Origin of the sequence: Nonomuraea deserti, from assembly GCF_004348685.1 — a bacterium.
In the GTDB taxonomy this organism is placed as follows: Bacteria; Actinomycetota; Actinomycetes; order Streptosporangiales; family Streptosporangiaceae; genus Nonomuraea; species Nonomuraea deserti.
This window is the reverse complement of record NZ_SMKO01000004.1, coordinates 23071-41989: the sequence shown is the minus strand read 5'-3', so window position 1 is coordinate 41989 and position 18919 is coordinate 23071. Positions and strand designations below refer to the sequence as shown.

Sequence of the window (18919 nt, the reverse complement as noted above, 5' to 3'; positions counted from 1 at the left end):
CCCATCCGTACCCGAGAGGAGGGGAACCCCCGGATGAAGGACCCCTTCCCGCCCTCCACCTGGGAACGACGATTCTTAGGCGTCGTCGAGATCGTCCCCTACATCACCCTCACCGCTTCGCTCGCCATCAGCCTCGCCTCACCCGACCAGCCCGAAGGCGGGATCCTCCGCACCCTCGCGCTCACCGGCCTGGCCCTCGCCTGGAATCTCGGCGCCCGTACCCTCCTCCCCGCCGCCGTGCGCAGACGGAGGGCCGCCGTCACCGTTCACTTCGCCGGCCTGCTGGCCACCGCCGCGCTGCTGACCTTCCACGACCCCATCTTCATCATCTACTCCATCTCCGGCTTCTTTCTCGCCGCCAACTTCGCTCCCTCCAAGTGGACCTTCGTCGCCGTCGCCGCCACCTCCGTCGTCGTGTACCAATCGACGATCGACTGGGCCCACGCCACCATCCAGCTCATCGCCTTCCACCTGGCGATCATCGCCGTGCAGACCATCGCCATCGGTGGCGGCCACATCGCCGGCATCAGGATCGAGGACCGGCAGCGTAAATACCGGAAGGCAGTCAGTGACCTTCAGACCGCCCTGGAGGAGAACGCCGACCTCCACGCCCAGCTTCTCACCCAAGCCCATCAGGCCGGCACCCTCGACGAACGCCAGCGCATGGCCCGCGAAATCCACGACACCCTCGCCCAAGGCCTCACCGGCATCATCACCCAGCTACGTGCCGCCCAACGCGTCGAGGACTCCGACACCCACCTCCGACTCGCGCTCAACCTCGCTCAGGACAGCCTCACCGAAGCCCGCCGCTCCGTCGCCGCCCTCCAGCCACACCAGCTCGAGGACGCCCACCTCCCCGAAGCCATGACCGTCCTGGCCCGCAACTGGGCCCACACCACCGGTGTCGACCTCCACGTCGAAGTGACCGGCGACCGCGTCCCTCTCAGCCCCGCCATCGAGGTCACCCTCTTCCGTGTCGCGCAGGAAGCCCTCGCCAACGTCGCCAAACACGCGGACGCCACCCGCGCCGGCCTCACCCTGTCCTACACCGGCGCCGTCGTTCTCCTCGACATCCGCGACAACGGCACCGGTTTCCACAACCCCGACAGCAAAGGATTCGGCCTCAGCAGCATGAGACAACGCCTACGCGGCGTTGGCGGCTCCTTCGAGATCGAGAGCACGCCCGGCGAGGGCACCGCCGTCAGCGCCACCGTCCCCGCGCTCCAAGGAAACCCCCGGTGATCCGCCTCCTCATCGTCGACGACCATCCCATCGTCCGCGACGGCCTGCGCGCCGCGTTCGAAGCCGAACCCGACATCCACGTCGCCGGCGAAGCCGCCAACGGCCGCGAAGCCATCGACCGCGCCGCCGCACTCGAGGTCGACATCGTCCTCATGGACCTACGCATGCCCGAGATGGACGGTGTCACTGCCATCACCGCCCTGCGCCACTCCCACCCCCACATCAGGATCCTCGTACTGACCACCTTCGACGGCGACTCCGACGTCCTGCCCGCGATCGAAGCCGGCGCCACCGGCTACCTCCTCAAAGACGCCCCCACCGACGAGCTCCTGCGCGCCGTCCGCGCCGCGGCCGCCGGCGAGCCGGTCCTGTCCCCCTCCGTCGCCGGCCGCCTGATGGGCCAGGTTCGCAAACCGGTCAAAGCTGCCCTCACCGACCGCGAACTCCAAGTCCTCGCCCTCGTCGCCGACGGCGCTTCCAATCGCCAGGCGGCCACCAAGCTCTTCATCAGCGAGGCCAGCATCAAGACCCACCTGCTGCACATCTACGACAAACTCGGCGTCCGCGACCGCGCCGCCGCCGTCGGCGAGGGTTATCGACGAGGTTTACTCAGTTAGCCGACCAACGGGCCGCCTATGCCGCGCCCGCCACCTTCGTCGACGGGCCACTGCCGCACCTCACGCCCGGCACCGCCGGCCCGCCCGGCATGGTCGCACCGGCTCGGCGCTCATTCTCCGTCCTGATCATCTCGGCCGGGGCCCGGACGTCCGCGGCGATCGCCAGCACCGGCGCCGGGGCGTGTCAACGTTGTCTAGACAGGCCCCCGGCCGACAGTGGAGGGGATTTCCGGGGGATGAGCGATGGAGCGTGCTGGTGATGGCCGGTGGCGTGGCGCGGGTGTTGTTGATCGGGGACGATTCCGCGGCACCTGTGCATGTGCAGACGGTGCAGGGGTTCGGGTATCGGTTCGGGCCGGTGTGAGCCGCCGGTGGTGTCTGGGCCGAGTGTCGGGTTGCGGACCCGGTTGTCGTTTGCCTTTGCGTTGTTGTGCGTGGTGACCGCGGCGGCGGTGGCCGGGGGGACGTACGTGCAGGCGCGCACCGACAGACCCGGCCCGGCCGCCGGGCGTCGCAAGGTGAAGGGCAGAGCATCGGCCGCCGGCGCTGCCGGGGGCCACCTGACCTCTGCTTGAGAGATGGCCCTGTGAGGTAGACCGGGGCGTGCGGCGCGCTGTCAGAGGCCCAGCGTCGCGAGGCGGCGGGACGGGCTGCTCCAGCACGGTGACATCGGCGAGCGTGGCCGTGCCCTGGCCTTGCGGGCCGTTCACGGTGAAGGTGAAGCTCCACGGCCCGGCCGTGGGCAGGGCGTGGAGCGGGACAGCGGGCTCGTCCTGCGCATCCCCTGCTTCATGCCGGGGCCGGTCATGCTGAGGGTGCCGGACTTGCCGGTCAGCCCTCCGTCGGGGACGAGGGTGAAGTCCAGCGACTGCATGGCGCGCAGCGGCCAGGTGGAGAAGCCAACGATCAGGTGGTAGGGGCCGGCCTGCACCCGCTCGGTGTGGACGACCTCGACCGGCGCGTACGCCTGCTCCGGCTCGGGCTCGGCTTGAGCGGCCGGGGAGGCGAGGAGCACGACCGCGCCGATGACGCAGGGCGCGAGGAGCGTTCTGGGACGCATCGGTTCAGCGTCCTTCCTGGTCGGCGGCGGGGGCGTTGAGGCGCAGCAGGACCGCGAAGCGGGCGGCGAGGAACCCGGCCAGCGCGCCGGGTGCCAGCCCGAGGAGCACGTTGGCCACCACCGAGGTCACGGAGGTGGCGGGCCGGCCCATCGGCCCTCCCGCGCGCAGCAGCGACGTCTGCACGAGCATCGACAGGCTCACCACCAGGCCGCCGGCCGCGCCGGTGAGCTGGGGCAGCCAGCGGGCCGGCCGGCCGCGCGCGCGTCCGAGCCGGAGCAGCCCTTCGATCACCAGGGCCGCGGCGAGCAGGAACATCGGGATGCCCGAGGGCAACTGCGGCGGCACGTCCAGGAGATTGTCGTGCCGTCGCCGGGTCGCACGACCGTGGTGCGTCGAGCTGGCCGGCCGGCAGGTACTGCTTCATGGGCTCACTCATGGAAGGGTCAGGCGGGCAGGCGGCGGGCGATGACCGGGACAACGATCGCGGCGGCGACCACGTGCGTCAACATCAGCAGCGCCTTCGTGGCCGGGGACGCGTCCACGAGCACATCGGGCAGCAGGGACAACGCGGTGAGCACCATCGTGGTACGTACGAACGCCACGCGCGGACGGCGGGTCGTGCGGGCCAGTATCAGGGCCAGCACCAGACCCAGTGCGGAGAAGACGGCGGTCAGCGTGGCGAACCCGGACACCGGGATCGGCGCACCGCCGACAGCGAGGCTGATCCCGGCGAGTTCACCCGCGGCGGCGACGCCCGCGGTCGCGGCGGCGGCGACGGCCGTGGCGGTCAGGCCGCCGATGATCAGGTTCTTCGTGGAAGCAGTGGTGGCGGTGGTGGTGGTGACGGACATTGCTGACCTCCGGTACGGGGGCCGGCTCTTGGCCGGCCTCTCACTTTGGCTACGAACCGGCTCGACGCCATTCGACATCGGCCGCGGAAAGGATGGGGCAGTTGTCGGGATCGTTGTCACTGACCGGCCCTGGCGGGGACAAGCTCGGCCAGGTGGTGCAGCGAGTTGGCCAGATGATCAGGGCCGAAGGGCGGGAACTGGAGATACTCCCGGATGCTCTGCGGCACCGCCGACCAGTCGTAGGTGAGCGTGACCGCGGTCTCGGACGGGCCGAGCGGCGCCAGGTCGTAACGCCAGATCCAGCCGCCGAACTCCAGCCGACCGTCGTCCTTCTCGTATCCCGTCAGCCAGCCGATGGCGCGCTGCGGGTCGAGCACCTCGACCTGATTGACCGTCTCGTAGTCCCCGTCCGGATGGCCGGCGTGATGCATGGCCATCCGGAAGATCTGCCCCACCTCGGTCAGCGGCGCCTGGTCGGCGGCCTCCTGAACCCAGCCCGTGCCGTCGATGGCGGCATGGGTCGTCGGGTCGGCCAGCACCGCGAACACCCTCGCGGCGGGGGCGGCGAATGTCAGGGTGGCGCTCACGTTCTCCTGGCCGGTGGCCGGTGGCTTCGCCGGGACGGTGGTGGTGACGGACATGGTGGGCCTCCGGTGCGTGGCGACCGGCCGTTGCCGGTCTCTCACCTTGGCTACGAACGGGCTCAAGCCGAATCGACACGTCTGCCATCGATGTGCAGGTCGTGCGCTGCCGGAATTCAGGTGCTTGCCGCGAACCCGACCCCTATGGTGACGTCTCATGACACTCACTCATGATGTGGCCGGAAAGGGCCCGGCGGTGGTCCTGGTGCACGCCACCGCGTGCGACCGGCGGATGTGGGATCCACAGGTGCCGGCCCTGGTCGACGCCGGTTACCGGGTGCTGCGCTGCGACCTGCGCGGCTTCGGCCGGACTCCGATGCCGGACCGGCCCTACAACAACGCCCAGGACGTCGCCGACCTGATGGATGAGCTCGGGGCCGAGCAGGCGGCGCTGGTCGCCGCGTCCGGCGGTGGCCGGGTCGCGCTGGAGTTCGCCGCCCGCTGGCCGCGGCGGGTGACAGCGCTGGTACTGCTGTCCACCGCGTGGGCGGGACACGAGGCCGGCGCCGAGCTGAGGGAGTTCGGCCGGCGTGAGGACGAGCTGATCGAGGCTGGTGACCTCGCCGGAGCCACTGAACTCAACGTGCGGACCTGTCTGGGGCCGCAGGCCGACGACGCGGCCAGGGAGAAGGTACGGGTGATGCAGCGCAACGCGTTCGAGGTCCAGGTCGCCGCCTCCGAGGAGGTCGAGCCGATCAGGGTGGAGACCGAGGTCACCGAGATCACGGCCCCCTGCCTGCTCGTCTCCGGCCACCACGACCTGGCGGACTTCCGGCAGATCGCCGCCCGGCTGGCGGACCGGCTCGCCCACGCCCGTCATCTCGAGCTTGACTGGGCAGGTCACCTGCCGAGCCTGGAGCGTCCCGACCTGGTGAATCCGCTGTTGATCGGTTTCCTGCACGGGGCACACGCCACCATCTGAGCCAGGGCGGAGAGCGCCGTAGGCGGCCGAGCACCGCCGACGGCGCCCGGCCCGCCGCGAAGCGCCCACGTCGCGGCACCGGCTGAGATCAACGCACGGCTGGCATGGACTCATGACCCTCACTCCTTCTTCCCTCATCGGGGGCGGACCCTTTCGCCGTGTTGGGGGACCGCTCGGACCTGGCGCCGCTCGGCGACCGCGACGACGTGCTGCGTTTTCCCGGACCCGCCGCGGTCAGGACACGGACCTGACGGGCGCGCGTACCTCATCGCCCGCGGCCAGGGCCCAGCTCGGCCAGGCCGCCCGTGATCAGTAGGTCCTCGAGGTGCCAGTCGCCGGTGCGCGGGCAGGATGCGCCGGCCCCGCCCAGGGTGATCTGTCCGGTGGACGGCTCGCCGGACAGGGCGTGCCTGCCACGGCGGGCGCTTCGGGCACGTGGTGGGGAAAGTCGCTGCTCATGATGTCGAGCGCGACTGCCGGGCCCGCGTTCCGGAAGAAATGCGTGCCGGGATCACCGGTAGCTCCGGCGAATCCGCGCCGTCGATGGTCTCGTCGCAGCTTCCCCGCCCATCGGTTGCCGCGTCCGCACTGGTCGCTGGCCCGGCCACGAGGGGCCGGCAGTCAGTGCCGCGAGTCGTCCCTGTCTACTTCGGGTGATGGAATCTCGGCATTGGAGTAGTACGCGTTGGTGAACGGGAACGAGATGGCGATCCAGTGGCGGAGCGCCTGGTACAGCTTGATGTAGTGGCCGCCTGCGTAGGCGTCCGGGGTCACCCACCAGCTCACGTCCACGTCGTAGGCGAGCAGTCCCTCGGTCAGCGGGGTGCGTCGGCCCACGGGGTACAGGTAGCAGCAGCCGAGGTACCGGCCGGCGGTGTCGTACACGGCGTAGGTGAACGAGTCGCCCTCGCGGAACTCGCATTCGTGCCAGACGAGGTCGACGTAGTTGAAGTCCTCGGTGACCGGCTCGGTGGGCCAGCGTCCGCCGCGGGTTCGGCGGATGAGCTCGATGCTGGCGTTGATGCCCCGGACGTCGTCGTGGAGGTGGTCCCGGGTGAGCGCGCGGGCCTGGATGTCGTCGTAGACCAGTTCGGTCGGCGCCGTCCACCCGGCGGGTACCTTCAGTCGTTTGACGAGGTTCTGGTAGTTCAAGATCTGCCTCCTGTCAGCCTGCCGTGGCCGGTATGCGGCATGTCGCCGGCCTGCTGTTTGAGGTCGCGGATGGGGTGGGTCGGGTCGTGGTCGCTGACGGTCGGGTTGTGCCGCTTCAGCTCGGTAGGAGTGGCCGGCGCGACGTATTTGTGATCGTGTTCATGCGGTCGCCGGGCGGATCCCGGAGCCCGGGAAAGCACGTGGTTGGCGTTTGGGGTCCTGCGCATGGCGGATCTCCTGCCGGTTGGGCCTCTTACGGTTGGGCAGGGATGCCGGCCCGGCGATACGTCCTGAGGCTGAGGAGGAACAACCAGGTCCAGGCGAGCACGACCGCGGCCGTGAAGGCCAGAACGACGCCTCTGGTGGGCGAGCCGCCGGACGCGATGCCGACGAAGGCGGCGAGGAAGAGCACGCCGGTCAGGAGGGAGAACACGGCCCAGCCGCGGGCCTTGTCCTTCTGGAACTGGTGTGCGCGGACCAGACAGCCGATCACCAACCCGAGGAAGCCGAGGCCGCCGATGGCAAGGTGGAGCAGGCCGTGGACAGTCGGCGTCATGGTGGGACCGTCGGGCGTGCCGAGCGGGAAACCGTCGGCGGGGTCGGCGGTGAAGACCCCCGCACCGACCATGCCGACGCCGTACACGGCCAGGAACCAGCCGGCGGCGCCGGAGCGTCTCTCGCGGCGCAGCTGCCGGACGAAGCCGGCCGCAGCCGCCACGACCATCAGACCGGTCAGCGTGAGCACGATCGTGTGGATCCAGCCGACGCTGCCGTTGGCCAGCAGGCTCCAGCTGTGGCGAGTGAAATCGAAGCCGGGCCTGACTATGCCTTCGGTAACGGAGATCACTACGTATAAGGGGCCCACGAGCATGCCGTAACCCAGTAACGACTTGGTGATGCGAGTCTCGGGCGCGCAGTCGACGGGAGCGTTCGACCGTGATGGGGTATTCGTTCGCATGATGTCTCTTCCTTGGTGCCGGGAAGATGCGGATCTGCCGGCCGACCGCGGCGAGGCGGTCGCGGTCGGCCGGGCATCAGATGGTGCCCTGCTGGATCCCTGCCGCGATGAGGTCGAGCATGTCGTCGACGCCGCGCCGGGACGCGCTCTGGTCGATGGGTCCGGGCCAGGAGACGAACTCGTAGGTGAGGTCGACCCCGTCAGGGGCGTCGGACAGTGTCACGGTGACCAACTCTTGCGGCTCCTGGAACCGGAGCACCACCCGGCGCGGCGGGTCCACTTCGGCGTAGGTGAAGCCGAAGGGGATCTCCGAGCCGTTCGCGTCCGAGATCATGACTGCGTCGAGCCGCCCGCCCGGCCGGGCGTCGACGCGCATCCGGTCGGCGGGTGTGTGGTAGCCCGGCGCGACGAACCATTGTTCGAGCCTGCTGGGCTCGACGAAGGCCGCGAAGACCCGATCGGCGCCGGCGTGCAGGCGGCGATGCACGGTGAATCCGCCGCCCGCGTCCCGTGGGGGCCTTTCAGACATGTGGTGGTGCTCCTTTCGGCCGGGCTTTTCCCGGGATGGTCAGGCGTCGGGGTTGCGAAGGGTGAGGACGACGATCCCGGAGCTCAGCGTCCGGGTCGCGGTCAGTTCGAGCTTCTTGGTGAGGCCGGGGTGGAGGATCAGGTCGTCCGCGTCGCCGACTCCGGCCAGGTGCGGGTGTACCCACAGGTGGAGCTCGTCGAGGAGGTCCGCCTGCAGAAGGGCTTTGGCCACCGGGCCGTAGCCGTGCATCAGGATCGACGTGCCGTCCGTGGCGCGCAGCGCCCGGACCGCCTCGATCAGGTCGCCGTCGAGCACGCTGGTGTTGTGCCAGGCCGGCTCGCTGAGGGTGGTGGAGGCGACGTACTTGGGGAGGGCGTTGATCGCGTCCGCGTACTTGCCGTCCCGTTCCGGCCAGGCGCCGGCGTACACCTCGTAGGTCTTGCGGCCCATCAGCATCGCGTCCGCGGCCTGGAGCTGCTCCAGCGCCAGTTCACTGGCCTCGTCGTCGACGTAGTCGAAGTGCCACTTGTCCATGTGATTGACCACGCCGTCCAGGCTGACGAACGTGGAGTTGCTGATCGTTCCCATGTGAGTTCCTGTCTCGACACCGCGCCGAACAGACGCGGTTTCTTACGGCATCGTTCATCGGCGGGCCGGCCCGATCCGTGGCCAAGGCATCAGCCCGTCCGAAGGTGAATCTGAGACGCCCGATCGTCGTCCACGGGGTGGACGGAATGGGGGCGCGAATCTATACCACCGAGATGGGGCCCAGCCGGGCTGTCCACCGGCCATTCTCAGGCCACCGGCGGCAACCTGGGGGATGGCGTTGTGCGCGTTGAGCGGGCCGGCCGGTGGAAGCGGTGGTCAGCGGCTCTTTGCGGTGAACGTCAGGTGGGTGACGCCGCTGGGCGTGGAGACCGCCTCGATGTGGTACGCCTCCTCCAGCGACTCCAGGCCGTCCCAGAGCCGGACGCCGCGGCCGAGCAGGATCGGGACCTGGACGACGTGCATCTGATCGACCAGCCCCTCGGCGACGAAGTCGCGGATGACGGACGGCCCGCCGCCGAGGCGCACGTCCTGGCCGCCGGCCGCCTCCAAGGCGATCTTGAGCGCCTCGGCGGGTGCGGCGTCGAGGAAGTGGAACGTGGTGCCGCCCTTCATCTCGATCGATGGCCGCGGCCGGTGGGTGAGCACGAAGACCGGCGTGTGGAAGGGCGGGTTGGGCCCCCACGCGCCCTTGTAGTCGGGGTCGTCCTGCCAGCCGGGTGGGCCGAACTTGCCGGCGCCCATGATCTCGGCGCCGATGCCGGAGCCGTGCATCGTGGCGAACGCGTTGTCGGCGCCGACGCTCCCGCGCCGGCCGCCGCCCATTTCATGCCAGTACCGGGTGGCGAACATCCAGTCGTGGATGCGCTCGCCGGCGTGGCCGAACGGGGCGTCGGCGGCCTGGCCCTCGCCGGTGCCGAAGCCGTCCAGCGAGACGGCGAAGTTGTGGACGCGGAGCTTACCCATGATCGTTTCCTTCTTCAGTAGTTCAGGACGTTTCGGCTCGGCCGTGAATCCGTCCAGAGGCATCGCGACATCCGGCACAAATGTGCTGAGTTGTGACCCGGGGGAAACTGTATCCCTCAGACACTGTGTATAGTAGAGACAGTTCTGTGGGAATGGCAAGAGGGAGTGCGGCGATGCCAGTCAACGAGGATCCGAAAGCGGTGGCCGAGCTGCTGTGGGGTCTGCGGAAACCGTCCAGCAGAGGCCCCAGGCCTGCGTTCGACCTGGACCAGGTGGCCGACACCGCGGTGAAGGTGGCCGACACCGAGGGCCTGGAGGCGGTTTCCATGCAGCGCATCGCCGCCGAGCTCGGCTTCACCAAGATGGCTCTGTACCGCTACGTCAAGGACAAGGCCGAACTCATCGCCGTCATGATCGAGGCGGCGGTCGGCGAGGCCCCCGACCTGGGCAGGGTGGCCGGGTGGCGGGCCAAGCTGGAAGAGTACGCCCGCGAGCTCTCCGCGGCCTGGCGGCTACATCCCTGGCTGCCGTCCATCACCGCAGGCGACCGCGTGATGGGCCCACGCGAGACCGCATGGCCGGAAAGCGCCCTCAGCGCCCTGGCCGACACCCCCCTGACCGAACGCGAACGCCTGGACGCGATCATGCTGGTGTCCAACCACATCCGCGCCACCCACGCGGCCGCCACTCCCGGCACCCAGACCTGGACGGCCGGCAACGCCGCCCCGATCATGCGCGATCTGCTGCTCCTCAACGCCGATCGGTTCCCGCTGCTGGCCACCACTCATGCCATCCCCTCGGCCACCACGACCCAGGAGTTCGGCCTGCACGCCATCCTCGACGGACTCGAACACGCCATCACGCAACGCACCCCGAAGCGCTGACCTTCGAGCTTGCGGAGATGGAGCCGGGCGAGAACACCGACACCGGTTCACCGACATGAGGCTGTAGATCGTTAGGGGTCGTCGTGCGCTCGTCCGTCAGTACGTCTACTTCGTCATGAGAAGCGACATCCTCTCGGCCGTGGAGATGCCGGCGCGGATCGGCATGTGCACGTCTCCCTGATGGTTAGTGCAGGCCCCGCTTGCCCGGGGTCCAGAACGGCTTGGTCTTGATCGAGGCCCGTGGCCAGTTGCGCTCGCGTACCAGGAAGTCGCGTACCAGCTGGCAGGTTCTGGCCTCGCCTGCCACGTAGGCGGCGCCGGCGTTGCCCGGCATGTCGAGTTCCGCCACGGCCGCGAGCAGCACCCGGGAGGCGATGGCGGGGGCGCCGTGGCGGTGGACGCGGCGCAGCGGCGGTGCCCCGGGCATGGGCAGGTCGTGCTCGGGAGTCTCGCCCTCCAGGACGCCGAACACCTCGGCTGAGGCTCCCAGCGCCCTGATCATCGGGCCGAAGGCGGCGCTGGCGGTCTCCTCTCCGATGAACACGTGATAGGCCGCCTCGCGGGTGAAGAAGTCGCCTTGCGGCCACCAGAAGGTCACCCGTTCCCCGGGCCGGACCGCACGCGCCCACCTCAGGCCGATGCCGTCGCCCGCATACAGATGGACGCGCAGTTCGATCGCCGTCCTGCCGGGGTCGAGGCCCCAGATCGTGTAGGTGCGCAGCGTCTCGGACGGGCGCAGGATGCCCGACACCGACAGCGGGTCCTTCAGCTCGATCCTGATGTGCTGGCCGGGGGCGTAGGGGAAGGCGACGGGCTGGTCGGTTTCCAGCCGGATCCGGCGCATGGCGGGGGTGACCTGCTCAGCGACGGTGACGGTCGCCTCCACGGCGTACTTGCCGAACAAGCGGTCGCGCAGCGTGCGGGCCATGTCAGGACTCCTTGCTCCGCCGGACGTGGGCGGATCTGGACATCCGCCACCACACGGCCGCCACCAGCGCCACCACCGAGAGAAGGGTCCACAGAATCTCCACAGGCACCCCTTATGGGCTCTAGGTTTCTTAGAGCCATTAAGAAAACATAGATGCCTTAAGATGTCAACGGTGGCCGAGGGAACGCAGCGAGGGGTGACGATGTCCGCACACACCAGCAGACGGCAGAGCCTGCGCCAGGCCGATTCGGAGGAGATCCACACGGCCGCGCGCAAGCTGCTGGTCGAGCAGGGATCGGCTGCGGTGACCACCAACGCGGTCGCCCGGCAGGTCGGCATGAGCGGCGCGGCGCTCTACCACTACTACGCCAGCCACGACGAGCTGGTCGGCGCGGTGACCGCCGGCTTCTTCCGCGACCTGGCCGCCGCGATGGAACGGGCCCGCGACGCCCACGCCGGCGCGCCACGCGGCGGCATGACGCCCGTACCCCGGCCGCGTCGTACACCACCAGTTCCCGGGCGCCCCCAGGACGGCGGACTAACGCCACGGGCAGCGTGATCACGGCGAACACCCGGTCTCGGGGCTGGATTGGGATGGTATGTGGTTCCTCCATGACAAACACGAGCAGCACCGGATGTCCCCGCGTCGCCCGCCGCATGTCACCGTTCGTCGACGGCGGGCCACCGCCGCCGCGGCCGTGACACGACGATGACACGGCGCGAACGAGGCGGGGACACGGCCGGTCGACAGTGGATGGGGTTGACCGGCGGGCGGGTTACGGAGCGTGCTGTCGATACTCGGCGGCGCGCCGCGCGTGTTGTTGACCGAGGCTGACCCGGCCGTGCGGAAGGGCCTTGAGCCGGTCCCGGCCCGCATCGTCCGTCGTGGTGTGCGGCCGGGTGGCCCCGGCACCTGCGGTGTCGTCCTCATCAGGCAGGGCGGGACGAGCCGGCCTGAGCTGCTGTGACCGTCCGTTGTACAGAGGCCACGGCGAAGATGATCAGGAAAAAGAAGGAGAAGGTCTTGGTTCATGACGGAGAGTGGGACCGGCGTTCGGTGTTGCGCGGCGCCGCCGTGCTGGCCGGTGCCGCCGCCACCGCGCCGCTGCTGGGCGGGGCGGCCACGGCGCGAGTCCGCGGCGCTGACGCGGACGCGCTGTTCAAGGCCGGGGAGTTCGACCAGGCCGCCCGCGCGTACGAGGAGATCCTCAAGACAGACCCCTCGAATCTGAACGCGGCCCGCCGGCGCGGCTTTGTCGCGCTGCTGTCCAACCGGTTCGCGGCCGCCGAGAAATACCTCACGATGGCGCTCAAGCTGGCGCCCGACGACAAGCAGGCCAACCAGTACCTGGCCGACTGCTACATCCGGCAGGACAGATTCGCCTTCTCGGTACCGCACTGGAAGGCGGCCGGCAACGAACTGAACGCCGCCTGGTTCGGCGCGGTCCACGGCGAGCCGTATCAGGTCCACGGCGACACCACGCAGGTGCCCTGGCTGCAGATGGACCCGTTTCCGCTGGTCGAGGCCTCGGTCAACGGCGGATCGACGAAGCGCTTCCAGTTCTACACCGGCGCGCCGGCGCTGAGCTTGTCGGCATCGGTGGCCAAGGAAGCCGGGGTGAGCGCCGTGGCCAAGAAGCAGATCGATTACCTGGGCGGCATCGCATGGCGGAAGGTGGGGGTGCTGCAGTCATTCAAGGTGGGCGGCATGGAGCTGCGCAACCTCCCCGTGGCGTGGCTGGAGTCGGAGTCCGGCGAAGATGTCAACGCGCAGAGCGACGGCATGATCGGCATGTGGGTCTTCTACCACTTGCTGCCCACCTTCGACTACGCCTGCCGGTCGCTCATCCTGCGCCGCAAGACCCCCGCAACGGCCAGAAAGGTACGCGCCGCCGCGGCGCGGGCGGGCACCGAGCCTCTGCCGCTGTATCTGGCCCGTGAGCATCAGACGTTCAGCAGGGGCAGCATCGCCGACTCCGGTACCCGGGTGCTGGGCGTGGGTTTCGGCGGCGTCGGCGAGATCGCCGCCGGCCTGCACGGGGAAGCGGCCGAGCTGCTGGACGTCCGTGTCGACCACGACCGCCCGATCGAGACTTTCGCCCACAGCCAGCCGGCCGTCGCCTACCCCTGCTACCCGAAGGAGCTCCGCCTCGGCGACGCCGTCGCCAGGGACGTCTACTGCTACTCGGACCCGCACCTGTCGCTCAGCCCTCACGGCTTCGACGTGCTGGGCCACTTCGCCCACTGCTTCTACAAGCCCTACAACGTCACCACCGACTTCACCGACATGAACCTTTACATCACCCGCGGCAAGGCCGCCTGATCACCGCGACCGCAGGGGCGTCAGAGAAGCCACCTGCACTGGCCGGCTCCCACGGGCGACAGAGTAAGACGAACCTGACGCCCTTGCTCTGTCGCGCGGCGCGCTGCTGATGGGCGGCATCACCAAGCCCGTGGACCCGATCTCCTGCCAGGCCATCGACGCCTGGCAGGCCCGTCCGCCCGACCAGCCCTTCTTCATCGGCGCCGCACCGGTGAGCAGGTGGGACCGCCGCACGACGCTGGACAACCTGCAGCGCATGCTCGCCGCCGTCCCGCTCACCGATCGAAATGGGTCATGGGCTTCGTGCGGGCGAGACGGCCGGTCCCGGAGACAGCAGAGGTGATCAGGATCTTGGGACCGATGCCTTGTTCCTCCCGGGTCGACTCGTATCCCCCGGCCGACGGGGTGGCGATGTGCACCGGCAGTCTGGCCGGCCAGGTCGTCGATCGCCCGGACGGCCTGGCGTCGGCGAGACTGGCGACTTCACTGATTCGGCGACCACCTGGGGCTTTCTAGTGTGAGCGACGCACGTCCTCGACCGGTCCCGGAACGCTCTCGGCAGGCGCCCGGCGATCGTCGAGCCCGGAGTGTGCCGGATGGCCGCTTCCCGGAACTCACCGAAGGAACACGCTCATGTCGTCCGCAGATCCCGACCACGGCCGGCGCGCCGGTCTCCGACGATGGGCAGGGCCGGTCGTGCTGATCCTGCCCGCCATGTTGCTGTTCATGATGCTCGCGGGCGGGCTGCCGCTGCTGGTCGTGGGCTTCATGGTGCTGTGTCCCGCCGCGGCGCCGTCCATGGCGCTGACCGCCAACCCGGTCGTGGGCTCGGTGCCGCCGCGGAAGGCGTGGGCGGCCTCCGGACTGGCCACCACCTGCAACGACCCGGGCATCTCGCTCGGCATCGCGATCATCGGCAGCATAGGCGCCGTCGTCTACCGGGCCCAGGCCGGCACGGCGCTACCCGGCGGCCTGCCGCCCGAGGTGGCTGCGGCCGGCCGCGACAGCCTCAGCGGGGCGGTGCCGGCGGCACAGGGGCTTCCGGGCGAGCTGGCCACGGCGGTGCTCGGCCCCGCACCTGTGGCCTTCGCCGACGGACTCCACGTTGCAGCCGTCGTCGCGGCGGCGGGCGCCGCCGTCGTGGCGCTCCGCCACCTGCGTCAGATTCCTCCCACCGGCTGAGAAAGGAACTCATCATGGTGTCCATCCGTCGTGCGACCGCCGCTGACGCGGCGACCGTCCATGGCTTGATCTGTGAGATCGCCGAGCATCAGAACCAGCGATCCGCGATCACTTTGACCGTCGAACGGCTGAGAGAGCTGCTCACCCGCCCCGAGATCACCTATTTGATCGCGGAGAAGAACGGGCGTCCGGTCGGCTACGTGTCCTGGCTCGAAAGGATCAGCCTGTGGGCGGGCACGGACTATCTCGCGCTGGACGACCTCTACGTCCGCGCCGAACAGCGTGGCCAGGGGGTCGGGGAGCAGCTGATGCGGGCGGTCGCGGAGGTCGCGGACGGCATGGTCATCCGCTGGGAGGTCGCCGCGGCCAACGTGGGGGCACAGCGGTTCTACCAGCGCATCGGGGCCGACCTGTTCACCAAGGTGATCTGCCGGTGGCAGGTGGCGGTGCCGGTGCCTTCGGGGGCGTCCGAGAGCCCGCACCCGGCCGGCGAGGAGTGAGGTTGTGGAGCTGCGTCCGGCGAGAGATGAAGACGCGCCTGCGGTCGCCCGCATCTGGCACGAAGGGTGGGGCGACGGGCACCGGGGAAACGTGCCCGACGAACTCGCCGCGGTCCGGACCCCGAAGTCGTTCGGGGAACGCGCCGCGCGACGCGTCGGGGACACGGTGGTCGCGACCGTCGAGGGTGCCGTGGCCGGGTTCGTGATGGTGGTCGAGGACGAGGTGGAGCAGGTGTACGTGGCCAGGCGACACCGGGGCACCGAGGTGGCGACCGCGCTGCTGGCCGAGGCGGAACGCCGTGTCGCGGCGAACGGCCATCGGCGGGCCTGGCTGGCGGTGGTCGCCGGCAACGTCCGGGCCCGGAGGTTCTACGACCGCAAGGGATGGGTTGACGAGGGTCTGTTCGACCACCTCGCACCGAGCGCGGCCGGGCCCGTCACCGTCCCGGCGCATCGCTACGTGAAAGTCCTCGGCGGGCAAGGGGACGACCAGGCCAAGGGTTGAGTTCCGCAGCGTGTAGTTCTGGGTGTCGGCCCACATGAGCCCAAAACCCACATTAAGTGGATCTTGAGGGGTTGAGGCGGGCTGGTTGATGAATCTGTGATCTTCTTCGCCTGTTGTGCGTGTGTTCGTCTCGCTACGGTGTGCCTCGTCTGTTGAGCGGTGCCGGGCCGGGAGGCGTGTGCGGTGACGTCGGTGGAGCGGACCGCCTATCGGGTGTTCCGCGGTTGGTGATGGCGCGAGAGCTGTACATGTTCTTCTCTCCCTGGCAGGAGGAGACGGCGTGGGCGCGGGAGGAGACCGACACCGATGAGCATTGCTGGCGTTGACGCTCGCGCTGAAGTGCTTCAGCGGCTGGGCCGCTTCGCCAAGGCGCGCGAGGTGCCGGTTGTGGTGGTGGAGCACATGCGGCGCTGCCTGGAGCTGAACGACGACGTCGCGCCGGCCGATCGCAGCGTGCTGGACGCGCTGGAACACGCCCTCACCTACTGGGGCAAGACCCGCGACTTCATCCCCGCTCTTTGCTGGCCAACTGTCTGATCTTCCATACGGCGCTGGACATGATGGAGGTGATGCGCCGGCTGCTGGCCGAGGGCTGGGAGATCAGCGCCGAGGACGTCGCGCAGCTCTCGCCCGACTTGACCGCGCACATCAGCCGGGCACTTCGACACCATCCGAGATCCGGGGCGGGGCGCGCGTCAGCGAGTTTCGACACCGTATGCGTGACGTTCTGGTTCTCAGGGTTGTGTGACGGGCTGGTTTGCGATCGCAGAGGCTGCGCAGGAGGTGAGGTCCTCGCGTAGCCGACGCTGCCGCTCCTGCGACAACGGCGCGAAGATCTGCCGTTCGACGGCGCGCACGGCGACACTGGCCTCGCGCAGCGTCGATTGTCCGGCTCGGGTGAGCTCGGTTGGCAGAGCACGCCCATGAGCAGCGTAAGCAGGCCGGGTGAGCAGGCCCCGCTCTTGTAGCCGGCGAAGGACGACGTTCATCGACTGGCGCGTGACGAAGGCGCGGCGGGCGAGTTCGGAGTTGGACAGTCCCGGATGCTGGCCGAGCAACTCGAGGCATGCGTATTGGGCAACAGTGAGACCCAGTGGACGCAGCACTTCATCCATCGCGGTGTGCAGCGAGGCTTGCACCTGCTTGAGGACGTAGCCCACCGACTGGCCAAGGTCGCCAACGGCCTCTTCTTGCATCATGTCAGGAGTATGACATAGTTTTGCATGTCAGAAGGACTGACATCCAGAAGGGACAGGCTATGAGTGGACAGGTCACCTACTTTGAGCTGCCGAGCAGGGGCATCGAAGCAACCCAGCGGTTCTGGGGCTCGCTGTTCGGCTGGACGTTCCATGAGGGCAACTTCCCGGGTTACTCGATGATCCAAGGGGCCGTACCCATGGGCGGAGTGCCGCACGACGATGCCGCACGACACCCCCGCATCTTCTTCGCCGTCGACGACATCACCGCCGCCGTCGCGCGCGTACGCGAACTCGGTGGCACGGCGGAAGATCCGATCACCATCCCGTCCGGCGCCTACGCCCATTGCACCGATGACCAGGGCGTGGAGTTCAGCCTGTCCCAGCAGGCAGGTAACCAGGATTGAGCCGCACCCAGACCACCGGCTCCGCACCGAACGGATCCGGTCACCTCCTCAGACCGCTACTCCCGCTGGCGCTGGCCACCTTCGCAGTCGGCACCGACGCGTTCGTGATAGCCGGTCTCCTGCCGGCGATTGCCGCCGACCTTGAGGTAGGTATGGCGGCCGCCGGCCAGCTGGTGACCGTGTTCGCGTTGACGCTGGCTGTCGCTGCGCCGGTACTGAGTTGGCTGTTGAGCCCACTGGATCGTCGCACTGCATTGCAACTGGCACTGATCGTGTTCGTCGTCGGCAACGTCATGACCGCACTCAGCCCGACCTACCTGCTGACGTGGCTGGCCCGGATACTCACCGCAGCCGGGGCGGCCACCATCACGGCCACCGCGTCGAGCGCGGCTGTCGCGATCACGCCTGCCGAACGGCGGGGACGTGCCATGGCGCTGGTCATCGGTGGGCTGACCTTGTCAACCGCGCTGGGCATGCCGCTGGGCAATTTGATCGGCAGCGTCGACTGGCGCCTCACGCTCTGGGCCGTCGCGGCCCTGGGCGTCGTCGCCGCGATCGGCATCTCGGTAGCGTTGCCCAAGGTCATGCTCCCGACGACAAGCCTGACGGCCCGCCTGGCACCGCTGCGCCAGCCCAAGGTGCTTACCATTCTGGCCGTGACCCTGCTGGTGATGGCCGGACACTATACCGTCTACACCTACATCGGAGCCGCGATTGCGGGCACCACGACCGGATCCTTTCCCCAGGCCATCACCATGATCCTGTTCGTCTGGGGCGTCGGGGTGCTGGCCGGCAACGTCCTCGCCGGCCAGCTCGCTGACAACCGTCCGGGACGCCAGATCGCGATCGCGGCACTCGCCGGCGGCACTGTGCTGCTCGCGATCAGCCCACTCACGGTCAGCCACCTGGTTGTCGCGTGCGTATGGGCCGCGATCTGGGGCACAACCGACGGGATGGTCTCCGTCGTGCAGCAACACCGGCTGGTGAGCCTTGCGCCCGCCTCGGCACCTGTGCTCCTTGGCCTCAACTCCTCCGTGATCTACCTCGGAGTGGCGATGGGTGGTGGACTTGGCGGTCTGGCTCAGGACTGGCTGCCGGTCACCATGCTCGGGGTTCCCGCTGCCGTCCTGGCGCTGCTCGCCACCACCGCCACCCTCGCCGAGGGGAGAACCGACACGGCGAAGACCGCACTCAGGGCGGCCGAGAACCGTCGCTGACGCAGCCAATGGGCTGTCCAAAACTCGGCGGAGCCTGCCCTCATGTACGTGATAAGGGTCCATTATCACGTACATGAGCGATCACGAGACGGCGACGAGCAGGGCATCGGCCCGCCGGACCGCTGCGCGACTCCGGCACGTTATCCGGTACATCGCCGCGCCTGGTCTCGCACCGGCGCGGCGGCATGCGCTGGTCTCCTTCGAGTCGGTGCTGTCGCCTGTCTCATGAATGGCGAGGCGGAGCCTCCACATCGTCGAACCGGACGGTTCGCGTCGTGAGGTGAACCGGCGG

The 18919-nt window shown here is 69.0% G+C and carries 25 protein-coding genes; 14 read left to right on the top strand and 11 right to left on the bottom strand.

Annotated features, from left to right (window positions below):
* The first annotated feature begins 33 nt into the window (after nucleotides 1-33).
* On the top strand, nucleotides 34-1242 hold the full coding sequence (locus E1292_RS02795; protein WP_132591660.1) for a sensor histidine kinase: 1209 nt from the start codon (nucleotides 34-36) through the stop codon (nucleotides 1240-1242).
* The gene (locus E1292_RS02790) at nucleotides 1239-1859 is read left to right on the top strand and encodes a response regulator (protein WP_132591658.1); all 621 of its coding nucleotides are present in this window, start codon (nucleotides 1239-1241) and stop codon (nucleotides 1857-1859) included. Before E1292_RS02795 ends, E1292_RS02790 begins: the two co-directional genes overlap by 4 nt.
* A gap of 706 nt (nucleotides 1860-2565) precedes the next feature.
* Here the strand turns inward: E1292_RS02790 and E1292_RS52490 are convergent.
* From E1292_RS52490 to E1292_RS02760, 4 genes are all read right to left on the bottom strand, one after another.
* Nucleotides 2566-2919, bottom strand: coding sequence for a hypothetical protein (locus E1292_RS52490; protein WP_220446627.1), 354 nt, complete (start codon nucleotides 2917-2919; stop codon nucleotides 2566-2568).
* A 4-nt stretch (nucleotides 2920-2923) separates the two neighbouring features.
* The gene (locus E1292_RS02770) at nucleotides 2924-3265 is read right to left on the bottom strand and encodes a hypothetical protein (protein ID WP_132591654.1); all 342 of its coding nucleotides are present in this window, start codon (nucleotides 3263-3265) and stop codon (nucleotides 2924-2926) included.
* A gap of 98 nt (nucleotides 3266-3363) precedes the next feature.
* Nucleotides 3364-3771, bottom strand: coding sequence for a DUF6069 family protein (locus E1292_RS02765; RefSeq protein WP_132591652.1), 408 nt, complete (start codon nucleotides 3769-3771; stop codon nucleotides 3364-3366).
* A gap of 116 nt (nucleotides 3772-3887) precedes the next feature.
* The gene (locus E1292_RS02760; protein ID WP_132591650.1) at nucleotides 3888-4412 is read right to left on the bottom strand and encodes an SRPBCC family protein; all 525 of its coding nucleotides are present in this window, start codon (nucleotides 4410-4412) and stop codon (nucleotides 3888-3890) included.
* Between the two features lie 157 nt (nucleotides 4413-4569).
* Between E1292_RS02760 and E1292_RS02755 the strand changes: the two genes are divergently transcribed.
* Nucleotides 4570-5334: an alpha/beta fold hydrolase gene (locus E1292_RS02755; protein ID WP_132591648.1), complete on the top strand. Its 765-nt coding sequence runs from the start codon at nucleotides 4570-4572 to the stop codon at nucleotides 5332-5334.
* Between the two features lie 621 nt (nucleotides 5335-5955).
* Here the strand turns inward: E1292_RS02755 and E1292_RS02750 are convergent.
* The 5 genes from E1292_RS02750 to E1292_RS02730 form a co-directional block, all read right to left on the bottom strand.
* Complete coding sequence (locus E1292_RS02750) at nucleotides 5956-6486, bottom strand: GNAT family N-acetyltransferase (RefSeq protein ID WP_132591646.1); 531 nt, start codon at nucleotides 6484-6486, stop codon at nucleotides 5956-5958.
* 253 nt (nucleotides 6487-6739) lie between these two features.
* On the bottom strand, nucleotides 6740-7444 hold the full coding sequence (locus E1292_RS02745; protein WP_132591644.1) for a DUF998 domain-containing protein: 705 nt from the start codon (nucleotides 7442-7444) through the stop codon (nucleotides 6740-6742).
* Nucleotides 7445-7520: 76 nt separating this feature from the next.
* Nucleotides 7521-7973 carry an SRPBCC family protein gene (locus E1292_RS02740; RefSeq protein WP_132591642.1) on the bottom strand — a complete coding sequence of 151 codons (453 nt, stop codon included), beginning with the start codon at nucleotides 7971-7973 and terminating at the stop codon, nucleotides 7521-7523.
* Between the two features lie 39 nt (nucleotides 7974-8012).
* Nucleotides 8013-8561, bottom strand: coding sequence for a dihydrofolate reductase family protein (locus E1292_RS02735; RefSeq protein ID WP_132591640.1), 549 nt, complete (start codon nucleotides 8559-8561; stop codon nucleotides 8013-8015).
* 276 nt (nucleotides 8562-8837) lie between these two features.
* Entirely contained in the window at nucleotides 8838-9485 is a 648-nt protein-coding gene (locus E1292_RS02730) for a dihydrofolate reductase family protein (protein WP_132591638.1), read from the bottom strand.
* A 173-nt stretch (nucleotides 9486-9658) separates the two neighbouring features.
* Here E1292_RS02730 and E1292_RS02725 point away from each other — a divergent pair, with 173 nt between their 5' ends.
* On the top strand, nucleotides 9659-10369 hold the full coding sequence (locus E1292_RS02725; protein WP_132591636.1) for a TetR/AcrR family transcriptional regulator: 711 nt from the start codon (nucleotides 9659-9661) through the stop codon (nucleotides 10367-10369).
* 184 nt (nucleotides 10370-10553) lie between these two features.
* Here the strand turns inward: E1292_RS02725 and E1292_RS02720 are convergent, their stop codons facing one another.
* Entirely contained in the window at nucleotides 10554-11297 is a 744-nt protein-coding gene (locus E1292_RS02720; RefSeq protein WP_132591634.1) for a siderophore-interacting protein, read from the bottom strand.
* A 202-nt stretch (nucleotides 11298-11499) separates the two neighbouring features.
* On the opposite strand from E1292_RS02720, the gene E1292_RS02715 reads away from it, so the two are divergent.
* From E1292_RS02715 to E1292_RS55640, 8 genes are all read left to right on the top strand, one after another.
* A complete protein-coding gene (locus E1292_RS02715) occupies nucleotides 11500-11856 on the top strand; it encodes a TetR/AcrR family transcriptional regulator (RefSeq protein WP_132591632.1) in 357 nt (118 codons plus the stop codon).
* Between the two features lie 465 nt (nucleotides 11857-12321).
* Complete coding sequence (locus tag E1292_RS02710; RefSeq protein WP_165974334.1) at nucleotides 12322-13620, top strand: tetratricopeptide repeat protein; 1299 nt, start codon at nucleotides 12322-12324, stop codon at nucleotides 13618-13620.
* 109 nt (nucleotides 13621-13729) lie between these two features.
* The gene (locus E1292_RS02705) at nucleotides 13730-13963 is read left to right on the top strand and encodes a hypothetical protein (protein ID WP_132591628.1); all 234 of its coding nucleotides are present in this window, start codon (nucleotides 13730-13732) and stop codon (nucleotides 13961-13963) included.
* Nucleotides 13964-14253: 290 nt separating this feature from the next.
* Nucleotides 14254-14802, top strand: a complete 549-nt coding sequence (locus E1292_RS02700) for an MFS transporter (protein WP_181958174.1) — start codon at nucleotides 14254-14256, stop codon at nucleotides 14800-14802.
* A 65-nt stretch (nucleotides 14803-14867) separates the two neighbouring features.
* On the top strand, nucleotides 14868-15302 hold the full coding sequence (locus tag E1292_RS02695) for a GNAT family N-acetyltransferase (protein ID WP_165974333.1): 435 nt from the start codon (nucleotides 14868-14870) through the stop codon (nucleotides 15300-15302).
* Between the two features lie 4 nt (nucleotides 15303-15306).
* Nucleotides 15307-15807, top strand: coding sequence for a GNAT family N-acetyltransferase (locus E1292_RS02690; RefSeq protein ID WP_132591624.1), 501 nt, complete (start codon nucleotides 15307-15309; stop codon nucleotides 15805-15807).
* 306 nt (nucleotides 15808-16113) lie between these two features.
* Entirely contained in the window at nucleotides 16114-16344 is a 231-nt protein-coding gene (locus E1292_RS50790; protein ID WP_165974332.1) for a hypothetical protein, read from the top strand.
* On the top strand, nucleotides 16326-16607 hold the full coding sequence (locus E1292_RS55640) for a Tn3 family transposase (RefSeq protein ID WP_165974331.1): 282 nt from the start codon (nucleotides 16326-16328) through the stop codon (nucleotides 16605-16607). Before E1292_RS50790 ends, E1292_RS55640 begins: the two co-directional genes overlap by 19 nt.
* On the opposite strand, the gene E1292_RS02680 is transcribed toward E1292_RS55640, so the two are convergent.
* On the bottom strand, nucleotides 16542-17006 hold the full coding sequence (locus E1292_RS02680; protein ID WP_132591622.1) for a MarR family winged helix-turn-helix transcriptional regulator: 465 nt from the start codon (nucleotides 17004-17006) through the stop codon (nucleotides 16542-16544). The two genes, E1292_RS55640 and E1292_RS02680, sit on opposite strands and share 66 nt — an antisense overlap.
* 59 nt (nucleotides 17007-17065) lie before the next feature.
* Here E1292_RS02680 and E1292_RS02675 point away from each other — a divergent pair, with 59 nt between their 5' ends.
* Nucleotides 17066-17410, top strand: coding sequence for a VOC family protein (locus E1292_RS02675; RefSeq protein WP_132591620.1), 345 nt, complete (start codon nucleotides 17066-17068; stop codon nucleotides 17408-17410).
* Entirely contained in the window at nucleotides 17407-18627 is a 1221-nt protein-coding gene (locus E1292_RS02670; RefSeq protein WP_132591618.1) for an MFS transporter, read from the top strand. Before E1292_RS02675 ends, E1292_RS02670 begins: the two co-directional genes overlap by 4 nt.
* Nucleotides 18628-18919: the final 292 nt, after the last annotated feature.